This is a genomic window from Dietzia kunjamensis (genome assembly GCF_045689975.1).
GTDB lineage: Bacteria > Actinomycetota > Actinomycetes > Mycobacteriales > Mycobacteriaceae > Dietzia > Dietzia kunjamensis.
Genome location: NZ_CP143297.1, coordinates 2336738 through 2353951, shown reverse-complemented (window position 1 = coordinate 2353951; position 17214 = coordinate 2336738). Strand labels below are relative to the sequence as shown.

At 73.6% G+C, this 17214-nt stretch carries 15 protein-coding genes; 9 read left to right on the top strand and 6 right to left on the bottom strand.

Annotated features, from left to right (window positions below):
• Positions 1 to 131: 131 nt before the first annotated feature.
• The gene (eccB, locus tag VZF99_RS10955; protein WP_276534128.1) at positions 132 to 1574 is read left to right on the top strand and encodes a type VII secretion protein EccB; all 1443 of its coding nucleotides are present in this window, start codon (positions 132 to 134) and stop codon (positions 1572 to 1574) included.
• 9 nt (positions 1575 to 1583) lie between these two features.
• Here eccB and mycP read toward each other — a convergent pair whose 3' ends face one another.
• Positions 1584 to 3017 (bottom strand): type VII secretion-associated serine protease mycosin, encoded by a 1434-nt coding sequence (gene mycP, locus VZF99_RS10950; protein WP_253002165.1) that lies wholly within the window; start codon positions 3015 to 3017, stop codon positions 1584 to 1586.
• Positions 3014 to 4531 (bottom strand): type VII secretion integral membrane protein EccD, encoded by a 1518-nt coding sequence (gene eccD / locus VZF99_RS10945; RefSeq protein ID WP_407334771.1) that lies wholly within the window; start codon positions 4529 to 4531, stop codon positions 3014 to 3016. Before eccD ends, mycP begins: the two co-directional genes overlap by 4 nt.
• Positions 4532 to 4718: 187 nt before the next feature.
• On the opposite strand from eccD, the gene eccCa reads away from it, so the two are divergent.
• The 6 genes from eccCa to VZF99_RS10915 all read left to right on the top strand — a co-directional run bounded on the left by eccCa (position 4719) and on the right by VZF99_RS10915 (position 12940).
• Positions 4719 to 8798: a type VII secretion protein EccCa gene (gene eccCa, locus VZF99_RS10940; protein ID WP_407336118.1), complete on the top strand. Its 4080-nt coding sequence runs from the start codon at positions 4719 to 4721 to the stop codon at positions 8796 to 8798.
• The gene (locus tag VZF99_RS10935; protein WP_067716604.1) at positions 8795 to 9616 is read left to right on the top strand and encodes a hypothetical protein; all 822 of its coding nucleotides are present in this window, start codon (positions 8795 to 8797) and stop codon (positions 9614 to 9616) included. Before eccCa ends, VZF99_RS10935 begins: the two co-directional genes overlap by 4 nt.
• A 153-nt stretch (positions 9617 to 9769) precedes the next feature.
• Positions 9770 to 10090, top strand: a complete 321-nt coding sequence (locus VZF99_RS10930; RefSeq protein WP_067716986.1) for a WXG100 family type VII secretion target — start codon at positions 9770 to 9772, stop codon at positions 10088 to 10090.
• Between the two features lie 115 nt (positions 10091 to 10205).
• The gene (locus VZF99_RS10925) at positions 10206 to 10499 is read left to right on the top strand and encodes a WXG100 family type VII secretion target (protein ID WP_120284030.1); all 294 of its coding nucleotides are present in this window, start codon (positions 10206 to 10208) and stop codon (positions 10497 to 10499) included.
• Positions 10500 to 10662: 163 nt separating this feature from the next.
• The gene (locus VZF99_RS10920) at positions 10663 to 12021 is read left to right on the top strand and encodes an NAD-dependent succinate-semialdehyde dehydrogenase (protein WP_407334770.1); all 1359 of its coding nucleotides are present in this window, start codon (positions 10663 to 10665) and stop codon (positions 12019 to 12021) included.
• Between the two features lie 46 nt (positions 12022 to 12067).
• A complete protein-coding gene (locus VZF99_RS10915) occupies positions 12068 to 12940 on the top strand; it encodes a sulfurtransferase (protein ID WP_407334769.1) in 873 nt (290 codons plus the stop codon).
• Positions 12941 to 13015: 75 nt separating this feature from the next.
• On the opposite strand, the gene VZF99_RS10910 is transcribed toward VZF99_RS10915, so the two are convergent.
• Both VZF99_RS10910 and VZF99_RS10905 read right to left on the bottom strand, forming a co-directional pair.
• Entirely contained in the window at positions 13016 to 13837 is an 822-nt protein-coding gene (locus tag VZF99_RS10910; RefSeq protein WP_407336117.1) for an HpcH/HpaI aldolase/citrate lyase family protein, read from the bottom strand.
• 109 nt (positions 13838 to 13946) lie between these two features.
• Positions 13947 to 14342 (bottom strand): VOC family protein, encoded by a 396-nt coding sequence (locus VZF99_RS10905; RefSeq protein WP_120284022.1) that lies wholly within the window; start codon positions 14340 to 14342, stop codon positions 13947 to 13949.
• Positions 14343 to 14475: 133 nt separating this feature from the next.
• On the opposite strand from VZF99_RS10905, the gene VZF99_RS10900 reads away from it, so the two are divergent.
• Positions 14476 to 15468 (top strand): ATP-binding cassette domain-containing protein, encoded by a 993-nt coding sequence (locus VZF99_RS10900; protein WP_407334768.1) that lies wholly within the window; start codon positions 14476 to 14478, stop codon positions 15466 to 15468.
• Positions 15465 to 16331 carry an ABC transporter permease gene (locus tag VZF99_RS10895; protein WP_407334767.1) on the top strand — a complete coding sequence of 289 codons (867 nt, stop codon included), beginning with the start codon at positions 15465 to 15467 and terminating at the stop codon, positions 16329 to 16331. Before VZF99_RS10900 ends, VZF99_RS10895 begins: the two co-directional genes overlap by 4 nt.
• Here the strand turns inward: VZF99_RS10895 and VZF99_RS10890 are convergent.
• Positions 16328 to 16678: a transcriptional regulator gene (locus VZF99_RS10890; protein WP_407334766.1), complete on the bottom strand. Its 351-nt coding sequence runs from the start codon at positions 16676 to 16678 to the stop codon at positions 16328 to 16330. The two genes, VZF99_RS10895 and VZF99_RS10890, sit on opposite strands and share 4 nt — an antisense overlap.
• Positions 16675 to 17199 (bottom strand): hypothetical protein, encoded by a 525-nt coding sequence (locus VZF99_RS10885; protein WP_407334765.1) that lies wholly within the window; start codon positions 17197 to 17199, stop codon positions 16675 to 16677. The genes VZF99_RS10890 and VZF99_RS10885 overlap by 4 nt, the downstream gene beginning before the upstream one ends.
• Positions 17200 to 17214: the final 15 nt, after the last annotated feature.

The window sequence follows — 17214 nt, the reverse complement described above, 5'->3', positions numbered from 1 at the left end:
ACGCCCGCGACACCCCGGCCGCGCCCGGTCGGCGGCCTCGGAAGACCGGCCACGGGGGCCGGATCGTGGCGTACCCTACCCCCGGTGCCCCCGGTCGCGGTGGTGTCACATCAGGGGAGGGAGCCGGGGCCGTGCCGCTCAAGCCGACGACAAGGGCGCAGGTGGACGGGCATCGTTTCCTCACCCGCCGGGCCCGACACGCCGTGGTCGCCCGCGATGTCCGGATGCTGCACGACCCCCTCAAACGCCAGACCACCGGGCTGACGGTGGGTGTGGTCGGCGCCGTGATCGGGGTCGCCGGGGCCGCCGTTCTGGCGCTGCTCGACCCCGCCCCGGACGTCGACGCCACGACGATCATGGTGGGGCGGGACTCCGGGCAGATGTACGTCCGCGCCGGCGAGACCGTCCACCCCGTCCACAACCTCGCGTCGGCGCGGCTCGTTCTGGGTGAGCCCGCGGAGCCCCGTACCGTGCGCGACGCCGACGTCGCCAGAACGCAGCGGGGCGGACTGCTCGGCATCCCCGGGGCACCGTCCGCGTTGCCCACCCACCGCGACGCCGGTGCGGCGGCCGCCGTGTCGTGGACGGTGTGTGACGAGGTGGCCGACGCCGAGCGCGGTCGCCCGCGCGTCACGGCCACGAGCATCGTCGCCCGCGAGGATGCCGGGCCGGGCCGGGACACGGGTGCCGACGAGGTCGTGTTGGCCGTGCAGGACGGGACGGGGTGGCTGTTGCGCGACGGCACCCGCGCGCGGATCGATCTGGAGGACGGGGACCTGCTGTCGATCCTCGGCCTGGCCGGGGTCGACCCGCGCCCGGTCACTGCGGCGCTGGTGGATCCGCTGCCCGAGGTCGACCCGGTGCGTCGCCCGGTGATCGACATGGCCGGTGAGCCGGTGGACTATGGCCTGGACGGACTCCGGATCGGGCAGGTGTTCACCGTCGACACGGCCACCGGCACGCGCACCCACGTGGCACTGGCGGACGGGGTACAGGAGGTGGGGCCCGTGCTGGCGGACGTCATCCGGTCGACGTCGACGGTCGGGTCGGTCGTCCGGGTGCCGCCGGACCGGATGGGTGTGCCGAGGTCGGTCGCGCTGGACACCGAGGCGTTCCCGGGCCGGCGCCCGACGGTGTTGGACACCGCCGGCTCACCGGTGCTGTGCGTCCGCGACGGGGGTAGCAGGGACTCCGCCACGCGTCGCGTCACGCTCGTGGCGGGGGCGACCGCCCCGGGCCCGGGCGACGTGCGGGAGGTGGCCGGGGCCGACGGGGGCGGGCCCGCGGTGGACGCGGTGGGAATCCCGGGTGGAGGGCTACTGGTGGCGGCGACGGGCCGCGGCACGACCACACGCAGTGCCGTGACGACCATCGTCTCCGACACCGGCGTGAGGTTCGACGTCCCCGACGCCCCGACCGCCGCCATGCTGGGACTGGGCGGGACGCCGGTGCCGGTGGACGGGGGTGTCCTCGACCGGCTCCCGGCCGGGCCGCGCCTGGATCGCGGGGCGGCGCTGGTCGCTCGCGACGGTGTCGACGCGGAGGTCGTGGGACAGGCCACCGCGGCCGGGTGACCCGCGGGGTCAGGCCCGGGTGCCCCGGTCGTCGCGGGGCCGGAGGAGGACGACGACGACGAGGGCGATCGTTCCCAGAGCGAGAGAACCCGCCGCCACGGCCGCGCCGACGCCGGCACCCGGAGGGCCCGGCTCGGCCGGGGGTGCGGCGATCGCGGTGGTCGCGGGCGCGGGGCGTCCGATCCTGCGAACCCCCGTCACCGCCGCCACGGGGTCGACCACTCCGTGCCCCACCGCGAAGTCGTGCCCGCCGGCGGCGGGGATCGCGGTGTTCTCGATCCGCGCGATCACCTGGCGTGCCGTGAGCCCGGGGTGGGCCTGCCGGACCAACGCGGCGGTGCCGGCGACGAACGGCGCGGCGAAGCTGGTCCCGGTGACGGGCGTGCGCGACCCGTCCCCGGCCAGCACGACGTCGGACACCCCGGCCCCGTCCGCACCGACGGACCGCAGGCCCACCGCCGGCGCGGCGACGTCCACCCACGGGCCGCGCAGGGAGAAGTCGGCGGGGGCGCCGTCGGCGTCGACGCCGGCGACGGTGAGGACGTGCTCGTCGTACCAGGCGGGGGACGCGACGGTGACCACGTCGCCCCAGCCGTCGTCGCCCGGAACCGAGGGGTCGGCGGCACCGGGGTTCTGGTCCCCGCACGCGTCGCCGACGTTGCCGGCGGCGGCGACCAGCACCACGTCGTGGTCCACGGCGGCATAGCGGATCGCGCCGCCGAGGGTCGCGTCGGCGAGCACCGTGCCGGCCGGCACGCACGCCACCTCGGAGATGTTGATGACGTCCGCGCCCGCATCGACGGCGGCCCGGATCGCGCGGGCCAGGGAGGACAGCGTGCCGACCCCGGCACCGACGGTCGGGCCGTCCGGTCCGCGGCTTCGGTCACGGGCCTCGGGGCGCAGAACGCTGCTGGACTGGCGGATGGAGACGATCTCGACCCCGGGCGCGACCCCCGAGTGTCCGGTCTCGTCCTCGGTGGCGGCGAGCACTCCCGCCACCAGGGTGCCGTGTGCGTCGCAGTCTTCGGTGCCGTCGCGACCGGGGACCACGTCGCCGGCGCCCCGTACCCGGGGCAGGCGTGGACCGGGGTTGACGCCGGTGTCGATCACGGCCACGACCTGCCCCTCGCCGCGGCCGTGGATCCAGGCCCCGCCCAGCTCGGCCGCCGTGGCGGACGGGGGCGACACCCCGGGATCGAGGAAGGCCGCGGTGGTCCGGCAGGGGCCGTCCAGGCGCAGGGGGCCGGCGTCGAGCCCGGTGGCCGCCGGGACCGGTCCATCGATCGCCGGGGGCTCCAGTGCGGCCGCGACGGGCGCCCCGGAGAGCTGCCCGGCGAGGACGGCGACCAGCAGTACGGCGGCGGCCCCGGGCGCGGCTGCACTGTGCGCGGCGCGGGACCCGGGCCCGCCCCCGCTCGTGTGGGAGGTGCGTCGGATCCTCATCGCTGCCGGACGAGCGAGTAGACCTCCATCGCGCCCACGGCGAGGGGGACGACCACGCAGATCCCGATCGCCTCGATCACGCCCACGGCCCGCAGGGCGGCGGGCGAGAGGTCGACGTGGGGTACCACCGAGGCGGCCACCACGACCGCCGCCGCCACCGCGACGGCCGCCGGCACCACCACGCCCACCGGGGACGCGACGGTGATCCCCGCGCCCACCAGTACCCCGGCGGTGAGGACGAGCGCGGACGCGAGCAGCACGGCGGTGTGTACGCGGTCCGCGTAGCCGAGGCCGCGCAGCACCAGGACGACGATGAGGACCAATGCGAGCGGTGCCGCCCAGCGGGTCGCACCGGCGTTCCCGGTCAGGGACGTGAGCGACCCGATGGTGCAGACCGCCCCCGCCGCCGCCAGCAGGCCGGTGAGCCATGAGCGCGAGGTGTGGAACCGGTGCCGCAGCACGTCCGGGGTCGGCAGGGGCCCGCCGGCCCGGCCCCGCACGTCGTGGTCGAGCTCCTCGAGGTCCCCGGCCTCGACGTCCTCGCCGGGGGCGGGCACGGGCGGGATGGGGATCCGGGCGGCCCAGACCGCGATCCGCGGCGCGGCGGTGAGCAGCACGAGCGCGACGAGGACGGCCCCGGCTCCCGCCGCCGCGGCCGGGACGCGGGTCGTGGCGACCACCGTCGAGCCGACCGCCCCGGCCGCCAGTGAGACGGCCGCGGCCAGGTAACCGGCGCCCGTGGCGTACGTGTGCGGACCCGGGCGGAACACGGTCCACCGGAGGACGCCCGCGAGGACCGCCCCGGCGGTCAGCCCGCCCACGAGGTGGCCGGCCCCGCCGGGCGGGCCCCCGACGGTGGCGCCGGCCAGCACGGTGAACCCGACCGCGCACGCCCCCGCGACCGCGTGGGCCGCGCCGGGCGCCGGGGTGCGGCGCAGAGCCACCACGGCCGCCAGGCCGAGCAGGGCGGCCAGGAGCGCGACCAGGGGGACCGCGGGCCCGCCTCCGGTCGTCCACTGGCGCACCAACGCCACCGTGGCCGCAGCCGCCGCCACCGCCGCCGTCGCGGTCGCGGTGGTGACCGCGTCGCGCCGGTCCCAGGTGGGGGAGCGAGCCACGTCCGGTTCGGTGAGACCCTGCAGGACGTCGTCGAAGAGCGGCGCCGGCGTGGGGACGGGGCGGTGGTCGAGGACGAGGATCTCCCCGTCGTGCACCCGCTGCTGCGCGAGCGTCTCCGAGACCGCCAGGGGCCCGCCGGCGAGTCGGGAGAGCTGCCAGGACCCGCCGGTGTCACCGCCCATCCGGGCGTCGACATCGACGCCGGAGGCCGGACCGGCGACCGCGCGGATGTGCTCCCGGATCAGGTCCACGACCTCCGGGATCACCGCGACCAATGCGAGGTGGGCGGGCAGACTCAGGTCCACCCGGGTGGAACGGCACACGATCGACACCCGACGCTGGTCCAGGGGATCGACGCCCGCCGCGACCTCCCGGATCCCACTACGTTGCGACACTCCAGATCCTCCCGATCCCGCCCGGATGGTGTCCCCGCCAGGACGTGTACTGCCCTAACATCGCCTTCCGATACGCCGATATTGTCGGGTCGGACGGGCGCTCGTGGGGACGCCATCTCCCGGCGGCGGGGTCACACCCGGCGGGAGCGAAGGGATCGATCACTGGTGACGTGCACGGGTGACGTTCATGGGTGATGTGGTGTTCACCCGCGCGGAGAAGCTCGACGCGCCGCCGATGCCCGGTGGGGAGCTGGCGCTGCAGGCACCGCCCGCCCTGCCCCGGCCCACGCCCCGGCCCCTCGTCCAGATCATCCTGCCGATCGTGCTGGTGGTGGCCGTGGGCGGGATGGTCGTGGTGATGATGCGGACCGGCATGATGCGCAATCCCATGTTCATGCTCTTCCCGGTGATGATGGCGGTCTCCGCCGTCGGCATGCTCGCGGGGACTCTGAGCGGCGGTAACAAGACCGCCGAGACCGACGAACTGCGGAAGGACTACCTGCGCTATCTCGGCCAGACCCGCGACACCGTGCGCGCGACCGCATCCGCCCAGCGCGCCGCCGCCCTGTGGCGTCACCCGGATCCGGTGGAGCTGCCCGCGTTGGTGGGCACGCCCCGGATGTGGGAACGCGACGAGTCGGATCCCGAGGACCTCACCATCCGGGTGGGCCCGGGCCGTCAGGCACTGGCGACCCGGCTGGACGCGCCCGACACCGGCCCGGTCGACGACCTGGAGCCGGTCTCGGTGGTGAGCATGCGCCGCTTCGTCCGCGTGCACTCGGTGGTCGACGACCTGCCCGTGGCGCTGGAGCTGCGCGCGTTCGCCGCGCTGTCGCTCGACGGTGAGGTGGAGGTGGTGCGTTCCGCGGTACGCGCGATGATCGCCGGGCTCGTCGTGGCCCACGGGCCCGACAGGGTCCGGGTCGCGGTGGCCGCGAGCGAGGGCGACGCCCGTCAGGCCTGGGAGTGGCTCAAATGGCTCCCGCACCACGAACACCCCGACTACACCGACGGCGGTGGTCGGGTCCGGCTCACCGAGTTCTCTCTCGCCGGGGCGGAGTCGATGCTGGGAACGGGCATCTCCGACCGTTCGGCGTTCTCACCGAGTGCCCCGGTCGTGCCGGGACGGGCGCACCTCGTCGTCGTCGTCGACGGTGTGGGCGTCACCGGCGCGGAACGTCTCCTGGCGGAGGACGGACTGGACGGGGTCACGGTGCTCGAGGTCTCCGGCAGCCGCGCGGGGCAACTGCGCGACCTCGCGCTGCGCCGCGGCCTGTGCATCCGGGTCGACGACGACCGCGTGGCCCGCGTGCGCAGCGAGGCCGGGGACGAGGACATCGCCCGGGTCGACGCGATGAGCCCGCCGGAGGCCGAGCGGTTGGCCATGGCCCTGTCCCGGTACCGACCCGCCGACACGGTGACCCACGCCGACGGCTCCACCACGACCCGCCGCGCGCCCGGGCTTCCGGACCTGCTGGGCATCGGCGTGGCCACTCAGGTCGATCCCGCGGTGGCGTGGCGGCGGCGCGGCGAACGCGACCGGCTGCGCGTGCCGGTGGGGGTCAGCCCGGACGGTGCCCCCGTCGAGTTGGACCTCAAGGAGGCCGCGCACGGAGGCATGGGACCGCACGGTCTGTGCATCGGCGCGACGGGTTCGGGGAAGTCCGAGTTCCTGCGCACCCTCGTGCTGGGCCTGGTCGCCACCCACGACCCGGACTCGCTCAACCTCGTCCTGGTGGACTTCAAGGGCGGTGCCACGTTCCTCGGGCTGGAGTCGCTGGCGCACGTCGCCGCCGTCATCACCAACCTCCAGGCCGAGATCACCATGGTCGACCGGATGCGCGACGCGCTCGAGGGCGAGCTCACCCGCCGCCAGGAGGTGCTGCGTGCCGCGGGCAACTACGGAGGCGTCGGCCAGTACGAGGCCGCCCGTGCCAAAGGAGCCCCGCTCGAACCGCTCCCGGCGCTGGTGATCGTGGTCGACGAGTTCTCGGAACTCCTGTCGTCCAAACCCGAGTTCGCGGAACTGTTCCTCACCATCGGTCGCCTGGGCCGCAGCCTGCACATCCACCTGCTGCTCGCGTCGCAGCGGCTCGAGGAGGGGCGGCTGCGCGGGTTGGACAGCCACCTGTCCTACCGGATCGCGCTCAAGACGTTCTCCGCCACCGAGTCGCGCACGGTTCTCGGGGTCACCGATGCCTACCACCTCCCCGCCACCCCGGGCGCCGGGTACCTCAAAGTGGACGCCGGCGACCCGGTGCGCTTCGACGCCGCCTACGTCTCCGGGCCGTACCGGAAGGACCGTCGACTCGACGGGTCGTCGGTGGCCGCACCGGTCGCCCGCGCGGCGGTCCGCCCGTTCACGTCCTGGTACATGCCCGTGCCGGCCCCTACTCCGGCGGCGTCCGGGGTCGACGACGACGAGGCCCGCCCGTCCTCCGGCGCCGCGGACGAGGGGCCCGCCGACGGGTCCGCGAGCCTCCTCGAGGTCCTGGTGGGGCGACTCGCCGGGCACGGCAGGCCCGCGCACGAGGTGTGGCTGGCGCCGCTCGGGGAGGGGGCGCCGCTCGACGCCGCGGTGGGTACCGAACCGACGGACGAGCGCGCCGGGGCCGGACCCGAGGGCTCCGGAGCGACCCCGACGGCCGGTCGGCCGGCCCGCCTGAGGTTCCCGCTGGCCGAGGTGGACCTGCCGTTCGAACAGCGCCGCGCCATCTGGCACGCGGACCTCTCCGGGGCGGACGGCAACGTCGCCGTGGTGGGCGGGACGCGATCCGGCAAGTCGACCGCGCTGTGCACGCTCGTGCTGTCCGCGGCGGCCACGAACGACCCCGGCCGCCTGTCGGTGTACGTCGTGGACCTGGGTGGCGGGGCGCTGCAGTCGGTCGCGGACCTGCCCCACGTCGGCGGGGTCGCCCGTCGTGGTGAGGACGAGAAGATCCGCCGCACGATCGCCGAGGTGGACGCCGAGCGCCGTCGCCGCGAGACCGCGTTCCGCGAGGACGGCGTGGCCTCCGTCGACCAGGCGCGGCGCCGGGTGGTCGACCGGGACGGCCGCCCTGTGGCGGAGTACCCCGACGTGCTCCTGGTGATCGACGGCTGGCAGGCCCTGCGCACCGAGTTCGAGGATCTCGAGCAGACCGTGCTGGGGCTGGCCGCGGACGGGCTGTCCTACGGGATCCACGTGGTGCTGTCCGCGTCCAGGTGGGCGGACCTCCGACCGGCGTTGCGTGACGCCCTCGGCACCCGGGTCGAACTGCGACTGGGGGATCCCACCGACTCGATGATCGATCGGCGGGCCGCGATGACCGTGCCCGCCGCCCCGGGCCGCGGGCTCACGCCGGACCGTCACCACATGCTCGTCCACCAGCCCCGCCTCGACGGGCGGGTCGACGCGGACGGCATGGCCGACGCGACCGCCGAGGCGTCCCGCCATCTCGCGCGCAGGTGGCGGGCGCGGGTCGGCGACGTCGCCGCGGCGCCGGTCCGGATGCTGCCGGAGGTGCTCCCGTACTCGCAGCTGGCGAGTCTGTCGCGCCCCGGCCCGGACGGACGCCGCACCCGGGTCCCGCTCGGGGTGGACGAGGCCGACCTCACGGCGGTCTACGCCGACCTCGAGGGCGACCCGCTGATGCTGGTACTCGGTGACTCAGAATGCGGCAAGACCTCGCTGCTGCGCTCGCTGGCTCGCGGACTGGTAGCCGGAAACGGCCCCGAGCACGCCAGACTCATCGTGGTCGACTACCGACGCACCATGCTCGGCGAGATCAAGGGAGACCACCTCGCGGGGTACGCGCCCACCGAGACCGCCCTGGCCCCGATGGTCGAGCATCTCGTCCGCGTCCTCGACGAGCGCATGCCGGGCGCCGACGTCACCCCGGAGGAACTGCGGGCGCGGTCGTGGTGGAGCGGCCCGCGGATCCACCTGCTCGTCGACGACCTCGATCTGGTCATCACCGGCGGGGGCAACCCGCTGCAACCGCTCACCCGGTTCCTGCCCCACGCCCGCGACATCGGTCTGACGGTGGTCCTGGCACGGCGCAGCGCCGGGGCGTCGCGGGCGATGTTCGACCCGTTCGTCGCCCGCATCCGGGATCTCGGCGGGGCCGGGTTCCTCATGTCCGGCAGCCGGGAGGAGGGCCCACTGCTCGGCGGTATCCGGCCGGGGCCGCTGCCGGCGGGCCGGGGCCGACTCATCACGCGCGACGGCGGCGTCCGGCTGGTGCAGACCGCCCTGTCCGAGCCGGGACAGGGCGGCGAGGTGTGACCGACACGCGGGCGGCGACCCTGGCCGTCGACCTGTCCTGCTCGGGGCTGACGGTGGCGGCGGCGTCCGCCTCCGCGGTGCTGTCCCCGGTGGTCGCTCCGGCATCGGTGCTCGCCGGGTTGGACGGCTCGGCGCTCCCGCCGGGGGGCGATCGCCTCGAGTGCTCCGCCCGCGTGGAGGTCGCCGCCGGCCGCTTCCCGGACCGCTGCCTGGCCGATCCGGTCGCGCACGCCCACCGTGACCGCGTCGAGGTCGCGGGCCTGTCGGTCCCGGTCTCAGAACTCCTCGGTGCCCCCGTGACCCGGGCACTGCGGTGGGGAGGGGCCCGCGAGGGCGACGCCGTGGTGCTGGTCGTACCCACCGACTGGGGGACCAGCCGCACCACGCGGCTCGTCGGCGCCGCCCACGGCGCGGGGGTCACCGCCCACGTGGTCAGGTCCGCGCTGGTCACCGCCGAGGCCCTGCCGTCGTCCTCCGCACGGTGGGCGCTCTGTGTGGAGTCCTGCCACACGCGGACCACCGTGGGACTCGTCGAGCGGACCCGTGGCGGACTCGTACTCGTCGACCGGGCCGTGGTGCACCGGCGGGACCCCTGTCGCGACACCGCGGTCGACGATGAGGTGCCGCGGGTCCTCGACGCCGTCGCCGAGGTGCGCCGTCGCCGGCGTGAGGCGGGCACCGGGTCGACCGAGGTGCTGGTGCGCGGTCGCCTCGCCGAGCGCGTCGTGGACGCCTGCGACCGGGCCCGACTGCTGTCCTTCGTGGTCCCCGCGATCTCACCGGTCGAGGCGGCGTGGCGCCTGTACGCGACCGCGTGACCGGGTCGCGTGACCGGACCGCGCGGGCGGCTCGGACACGAGCGGGACGGACGCGATTTTCCCGATCCTGCGGAACCGAACCGCCCCGCGGGCGCGTCGAACACTGTGACGGACCCAGAAGGGGATTCCGCACCGACCACAGTGGAGGACGAGATGACCGGGTTCAACACCCACATCGGGACCATGGACACCGCGGCCAGGAGGGTCGACGACGTGAACCTGGAGATCGACCGCCTGCTCGGCACCGTGCGGGACTCGGTGTCCCAACTCGGCGGCTCGGTGTGGAGGGGCGCCGCGCAGGCCCGCTTCACCCAGATCATGACCGAATGGCAGCAGCAGAGCACCAAGCTCAACACCGCGCTGGCGGGGATCTCGGAGACGATGCGCACCAACAGCACATCGTTCGACGCAGCGGACCAGGATTCGGCCGCGCTCATCAACCGCGCCGGCGCCGCCGGGCCTCTCAACCTCTGACCGCCAGCACCGCCAGCACCGCCAGCACCGCCAGCACCGCCAGCACCGCCAGCACCGCCAGCACCGCCAGCACCGCCAGCACCGCCAGCACCGCCAGCACCGGAAGGGTACCCCCATGACCTCAGGACAGATCACCTACAACCACGGCCCGATCGAGGCACTCGTCGGCCAGGTCACGCAGGCCTCGGTCAACCTGCGCACCACTCTCGACGATCTCAAGGCCTACCTCGCACCGCTGGTCGCCGAGTGGGAGGGCGACGCCGCCGTCGCCTACCAGGCGCACCAGAACGACTGGGATCAGGCCGCGGCCGCGCTCCAGTCGATGCTCGCCGAGATCTCGCGCGCCGCGAGCCAGGGCAACCAGGGCATGGCCGACGCCGATCGTCGCGCTGCCCAGGGCTGGGGCTGAACCGGCTCGACGGGCACCCCGACCCCGCCGACGTCCCGCGACGACGGCGGGGTCGTGGCGTGTCGACCGGATGCGTCCGGCCCGCCGGCGTCCTACCGTCGCGGCACGAGCCGGAAAGGATCCCGGCGAGGCTCGAACAGAACGCAACGCGAAGGAGAACCGCATGTACGTCACGCACGATCCATCGACCGGCCGGACCGACCGCGAGTACGAGCAGACCGAGGACGTCGACGCCAGCCTGAGCACTGTCACCGAGGGGTTCGCCACGTGGCGCGCGACGGAGGTGTCCGAGCGGGCGCGGATCCTGCTGGCGATCGCCGACGCCTTCGAGGAGCACCAAGAGGAGCTCGGCAAGGCGATCACCACCGAGATGGGCAAGCTCCCCGCGCAGGCCCGCGGCGAGGTGGCCCTCGCGGCGTCGATCTACCGCTGGTACGGCGAGCACGGTCCCGCGCTGCTCGAGTCCGACACTCTCGATGTGCCGGACGCCCGCCTCAACCGGGTGACCTACGAGCCGGTCGGCCCGCTGGTCGGCATCATGCCGTGGAACTACCCCTACTACCAGGTGGCCCGGTTCGCGGCGCCCAATCTGCTGCTGGGCAACACCATCGTGCTCAAGCACGCGAGCATCTGCGCCCGCTCGTCGGCGGCGATCGAGAAGGTCCAGCGCGGAGCCGGCCTCCCCGAGGACGCCTACGTCAACGTGTACGCCTCCAGTGACACGGTGGCCGAGATGATCGCCGACCCCAGGATCAAGGGCGTCTCCCTGACCGGCAGCGAGGGCGCCGGCGCCGCGGTGGCCACCGTCGCCGCGAAGAACCTCAAGCCCAGCGTCCTGGAGCTCGGCGGCTCGGACCCGCTCGTCGTCCTGGACGCCGACGACCTCGACGAACTGGTCGAGACCGTGGGCCGGGCGCGGCTGTCGAACTGCGGGCAGGCGTGCAACTCGCCCAAGCGGATCTTCGTCCCCGCGCAGATGAAGGACGACTTCGTCGGGCGACTGAAGAACCTCTACGAGGAACTGGCCGTCGGGCCCGCCGCCGACGAGGGCACCGAGCTGGGCCCGCTGTCCTCCGAGGACGCGCGCGACGGCGTGGTCGAGCAGGTCCAGCGCGCCGCAGAGCAGGGCGCGACGCTCGTCACGGGCGGCGCGGCGATCGACCGGCCCGGCGCCTTCATGCAGCCCGCCGTCCTCACCGACATCACCCCAGAGATGGACGCCTACCGGGAGGAGATCTTCGGTCCCGTCGCCATGGTCTACGGCTACGACTCCGTCGACGAGGCCGTGCGGATCGCCAACGACACCCCGTTCGGCCTGTCCGGCTCCGTGTGGGGGACTGACGTCGACCGCGCCTCCGAGGTGGCCGAGCGGCTCGAGGTGGGGATGGCCTACGTCAACGAACACGGCACGACCATGCCCGGACTGCCGTTCGGCGGCGTCAAGCGTTCGGGCTACGGCCGCGAGCTCGGCCGCTGGGGACTGACCGAGTTCGCCAACGTCCGGCTCCAGCGCGTCCACTGAACAGATCTGTCTATCCTGGGAGGGGTACCCATCGAAAGGACGAGACATGACGACCCCCCTCACCGTGAGCCCCGAGTGGCTGCACGCGCACCTGGGTGACGCCGACCTCGTCGTCGTCGACGCCACCACCCACCTGACCACCGACACGGACGGCACCCCGCGCCCGGTCTCCGGCCTCGCGACGTACCAGCCCGAGCACATCCCCGGCGCCCTGTTCGCCGACCTGCTCGGCGACTTCGCCGACCCGGGCAGCGCCCTGCCCGCCACCGCGCCCGATCACGAGCGCTTCGCGGCCGCCGCCGGCGCCCTGGGCATCGGGGACGGTGCAACCGTGGTGGTCTACGACCAGCACGAGGGGTTCTGGGCCACCCGCCTGTGGTGGCACCTGCGCTTCGAGGGCTTCGACGACGTCACGGTCCTCGACGGCGGCCTGCCGGCATGGAAGGCCGCCGGCTACGAGGTCACCGACGAGATCGCCGTGCCGACGCCGCGCACCTTCACCGGCGTCCGCCGCCCGGAGCTGATCCGGTCCACCGACGACGTGGCCGCAGCCCTCGACGACGAGGGCACGGTCCTCGTCAACGTCCTCGACGAGGCCACCTACCGCGGGGACGTCGACTCGTACGGTCGGCCCGGCCACATCCCCGGCAGCATCAACCTGCCGGTGGCCGGCCTACGGGATCCGGACTCCGGTGCGCTCCGGCCGATCGAGGAGCTGCGCCGGGAGTTCGAGGCGGCCGGCCTGCTCGACGAGGACCGGAAGGTCGTCACCTACTGCGGTGGTGGCATCGCGGCCACCGGGGTCGCCCACGCGCTGGCGCTGGCCGGGCGCGAGGACGTGGCGGTGTACGACGGGTCCATGACCGCGTGGGCCGGTGATCCCGACCTGCCGTTGGTCACCGGCGACTCGCCACGCTGACGGAGCTGCGAACGAGGACCGGGCCCCGGCTGCACAACGCAGCCGGGGCCCGGTTCGTTTGGCCGGGGGGGGACGTCAGCGGCTGCTGGCGAAGGCCTGCGCGAGGCGCGCGATCTTCTGGGCCCGGGCCAACCGCGGCAGATCGGCGCCGTCCCGGGCACGTTCGCCGCCGGGACCGAGCTCGTCGATCACGGATTCGGCCCACGAGACGTCGGCCGCGGAGGGGGAGAGGACCTCGTTGATGTAGGGCGCCTGGTCCACGCGGAGGCACAGCTTGCCGGTCATGCCCATCTCGACGGCGTGCTCGGCGGCGTCCTTGAGGACCTGCGTGTCGTTGGAGATGGTCGGTCCGTCGATGGGCGGGGCCACGCGCGCGATCCGGCTGGCCACCACGAACTGCGAGCGCGTGTACGCCAGGGCGATCTGCGACGACCCGATGCCCGTGTCGCGACGGAAGTCGCCGACGCCGAAGGCCAGCCGCACCACCTGGTCGGACTTGGCGATCTCGGCGGCCTGGGCGAGGCCGTCGGCCGACTCCACCAGCGCGACGATCGGGGTGTTCTCGGCCAGGCGCGCGGCCGTGAGGGAGACGTGCTCGGCGTTCTCGGTCTTGGCCAGCATCACGCCGTCCAGTCCGGGGCAGTGCCCGAGCGCCATGAGGTCCTTCTCCCACTCGGGGGACCGGACGTCGTTGATGCGGATCCACGCGTGGTTCCCGGCCTCGAGCCACTGACGGACCTCGCGACGGGCCCGTTCCTTCTCGGACTGCCGACACCCGTCCTCCACGTCGAGGACCACCACGTCCATCTCCGAGTTGACGGCGGCGTCGAAGCGCTCGGACTTGTCCGCGGGCAGCAGCAGCCACGAACGGGCGATGGTCGGTGGGATGGTCGACATGGGGCTCATGGGTACCGGTCATCCTTTGGTCGTGAGGCGGCGACGATCGCGCTGGCAACCTCCCCACGATACGCCGGGCACCCCCGGCGGGACCATGCGGCAGCGACTCTCACATCTCGGGGGCGGTGACCAGCTGGATCAGGTTGCCGCAGGTGTCGTCGAGGACCAGTGCCCACACGGGGCCCATCTCGGTGGGGGGCTGCACGATCCGGGCGCCCCGCTCCTTCAGTTCGTCGTGCACCCGGTGGATGTCGTCCACCTCGAACTGCGCGGCCGGGATGCCGTCGGCGTGCAGGGCGGTGGCGTACGCGCGCGCCGCGGGGTGCTGGTCGGGCTCGAGCAGCAGCTGCGTGCCACCCGGGTCGCCCGGGTCCACCACCGTGAGCCAGCGGAAGTCCCCGGCCGGCAGATCGTGCTTGATCACGAAGCCCAGGACCTCGGTGTAGAAGGCCAGTGCGCGGGTCTGGTCGTCGACGTGGACCGAGGTCACTGTGATGCGCGGCATACTCTCCACGGTAGGTCGGTGGGCGTCCGTCGGCATCCGCTCCGGGGCCGCCGGAGCCCATTGCTGACAGGAACTGTCCGCAAAGCGAGCGGTGAGTGTTGACTGGGACGCGGGCGGGGGACACCCTTTCTAGGTGAGCACCCGATCCTCTTCCGCGCCGGCGATAGAAGCAGAGCACCTCGTGAAGCGCTTCGGTGATTTCACCGCCGTGGACGACATCTCGTTCGCGGTCCCCACCGGAACCGTCCTCGGGCTGCTCGGCCCCAACGGCTCCGGCAAGACGACCACCATCCGGATGATGACCACGCTGAGCCCGCCGACCTCCGGAACCGCCCGGGTCGCCGGGCACGATGTGCTGCGTGAGCCGGCACAGGTCCGCAAGGCCATGGGCCTGACGGCGCAGTCGGCCACGGTGGACGAGTTGCTCACCGGGCGCGAGAACCTCCGCCTCATCGGCGACCTCTACGGCCTGCCCAAGAGGGCGGTCAAGGCGCGCGCGGACGAACTGCTTGAGAAGTTCTCCCTGACCGATGCCGCCACCAGGGTCGCGAAGAGCTACTCCGGCGGAATGCGGCGTCGGCTCGACCTCGCGGCGAGCCTCGTCGCCGCCCCGCCCGTGTTGTTCCTCGACGAGCCGACCACGGGGCTCGACCCGCGGTCGCGCAATGAACTGTGGGACGTCCTGCGGGGTCTGGTGCGGGACGGCACGACGTTGCTGTTGACCACGCAGTACCTCGACGAGGCCGACCAGCTGGCCGACCGGGTGATCGTCATCGACCACGGCAGCGTCATCGCCGACGGGACGCCGTTGCAGCTCAAGGACCGTTCGGGCGCGGCGAGCCTGGTGGTCACGGTGTCCCGCCCGGACGACGTGGACCAGGCCGCCCGCGTCCTGGCGGGGCGCATCGGGGATCTGCACGTCGACCGGGACGCGCGCCGCCTCACCGCGCCGTCGGAGGGGGTCTCGGCCCTGGCCGCGATCGCGGCGGACTTCACCGAGGCGGGTATCGAGCTCGACGACATCGGTCTGCAACGACCGAGTCTCGACGACGTCTTCCTCTCCCTCACGGGACGCAAGGCGGAGGACCCGCAGACCGACACGACCGAGCAGGAGACCCGGGTATGAGCACCGTCGCCGACCCCGCCACCACGTCCCCCGAGCGGGATCGCCCGGCCACGCCGGTCCGGCCCGACGGGCCCTCGTTCGGACGGCAGATCTCCGCCCTCGTGCGTCGCAACCTCTTCCACATCCGCCGACAGCCGGAGAACCTCGCCGACGTCACCATCCAGCCGGTGATGTTCGTGTTGCTCTTCGCGTTCGTCTTCGGCGGTGCGATCGCCGTGGCGGGCGGGGTGAACTACCGCGAGTGGCTGCTGCCGGGGATCATGGCGCAGACCATGGCGTTCTCGTCGTTCGTCGTGGCCTCGGGCCTGTGCAACGACCTCAACAAGGGCATCATCGACCGTTTCCGGACGCTCCCCATCAGGCGGTCGTCGATCCTCATCGCGCGCAGCGCGTCGAGTCTCATCCACTCCTCGATCGGCGTCGTGGTGATGTCCCTGACGGGACTCATCGTGGGGTGGCGGATCCGCTCGAATCTCCTCGACGCCCTGCTGGGTTATGTGGTGCTGGTGGGCTTCGGGTTCGTCATGATCTGGATCGGCATCGTCGTCGGCTCGCGCCTCAAGACGATCGAGGCGGTCAACGGGGTCATGTTCACGACCACGTTCCCCATCACGTTCCTGGCCAACACGTTCGCGCCGCCGGAGTCGATGCCGGACTGGTTGCGCGTGTTCGCGGAGTGGAACCCCCTGTCGTCGGTGGTGCAGGCGATGCGGGAGTTGTGGGGCAACGCCCCGGCCGTGGGGCCGGAGGCCGCGCTGCCGCTGCAGTACCCGCTGGTGTCGTCGTTGCTCTGGATCGTCGGCCTGACCGTGCTCATCGCCCCGATCGCGATCAAGGCCTTCGACGCCCGCACCCGCGACTAGGCGGGCCGGGGCGTCTGCCCGGTCTCGTCCCCGCTGGCGCCCTCGGCCGCTGCCGCGAGGTCGCGCAGGGCCTCGAGGTGCCCGGCGAAGGCCCGCCGCCCCTGGCGGGTGAGCGCGAGCCAGGTCCGGGCTCGACCGGTGCCGCCGGCCGCCTTGGAGGTGCTCGCGAACCCCGCCTCCACCAGGACCTTGAACTGCTTGGACAGGACGGAATCGGCGATCCCGAGCTCGTCGCGGACCGCACCGAACTCCATGGAGTCGACCGGGGCCAGGAGCGCGCAGATCCGGAGCCTGTGCGGGGCGTGGATGACCTCGTCGAAACGCGGGGTCGGTCGGTGCCGGGTCATCGGCGGGTCCGGGGGAGGGCGGCGTCGCCGGAACGGATCTCCTCGCGCAGCACCGCGTCGATCCGGCGGCCGAGCACGACGGTGGCGACGAGGATGACCACCGTCAGCGCCACCGCGACCCACGCCGGGTAGGACACCGGCGTCACGGAGGCCACGAGGGCGGCCCCGATGGTCGAGGCCAGGATCGCCGCGTACAGGCCCCACCACCGCCGCGCGCGCGGCCCCGCGTTGCCCAGATCCACCCACAGTCCGGTGGTCCGGCGGTACGCCCCCACGAGGCCGCCCATGCCCGCCGCGCCCAGGATGGTCGCGCCGATCACCGCGAGGTGGGGCAGTTCCAGCGCGTTGACGGCCACGATGAGCGCTGCGATCGCGCCGAGGGCCGGGTGGTACCACCACGGGGTGATGAGTCGGTCCGCCACCGACCGGCGGGCCGCGTCGACGTCGGCGAGCGCGGCCGCGGGGTCGTACGGATCGCCGTCGGTGGGGTCGAGACGCGGGGCGGAGCCGTTGCTTTCCATGACGGAAACACTAGG

What these genes read in the sequence shown, in the direction of transcription:
- mycP (WP_253002165.1), bottom strand. Translation starts at nt 3,017, where the DNA reads ATGAGGATCCGACGCACCTCCCACACGAGCGGGGGCGGGCCCGGGTCC.
- eccCa (WP_407336118.1), top strand. Translation starts at nt 4,719, where the DNA reads ATGGGTGATGTGGTGTTCACCCGCGCGGAGAAGCTCGACGCGCCGCCG.
- VZF99_RS10930 (WP_067716986.1), top strand. Translation starts at nt 9,770, where the DNA reads ATGACCGGGTTCAACACCCACATCGGGACCATGGACACCGCGGCCAGG.
- VZF99_RS10925 (WP_120284030.1), top strand. Translation starts at nt 10,206, where the DNA reads ATGACCTCAGGACAGATCACCTACAACCACGGCCCGATCGAGGCACTC.
- VZF99_RS10920 (WP_407334770.1), top strand. Translation starts at nt 10,663, where the DNA reads ATGTACGTCACGCACGATCCATCGACCGGCCGGACCGACCGCGAGTAC.
- VZF99_RS10915 (WP_407334769.1), top strand. Translation starts at nt 12,068, where the DNA reads ATGACGACCCCCCTCACCGTGAGCCCCGAGTGGCTGCACGCGCACCTG.
- VZF99_RS10910 (WP_407336117.1), bottom strand. Translation starts at nt 13,837, where the DNA reads ATGTCGACCATCCCACCGACCATCGCCCGTTCGTGGCTGCTGCTGCCC.
- VZF99_RS10905 (WP_120284022.1), bottom strand. Translation starts at nt 14,342, where the DNA reads ATGCCGCGCATCACAGTGACCTCGGTCCACGTCGACGACCAGACCCGC.
- VZF99_RS10895 (WP_407334767.1), top strand. Translation starts at nt 15,465, where the DNA reads ATGAGCACCGTCGCCGACCCCGCCACCACGTCCCCCGAGCGGGATCGC.
- VZF99_RS10890 (WP_407334766.1), bottom strand. Translation starts at nt 16,678, where the DNA reads ATGACCCGGCACCGACCGACCCCGCGTTTCGACGAGGTCATCCACGCC.
- VZF99_RS10885 (WP_407334765.1), bottom strand. Translation starts at nt 17,199, where the DNA reads ATGGAAAGCAACGGCTCCGCCCCGCGTCTCGACCCCACCGACGGCGAT.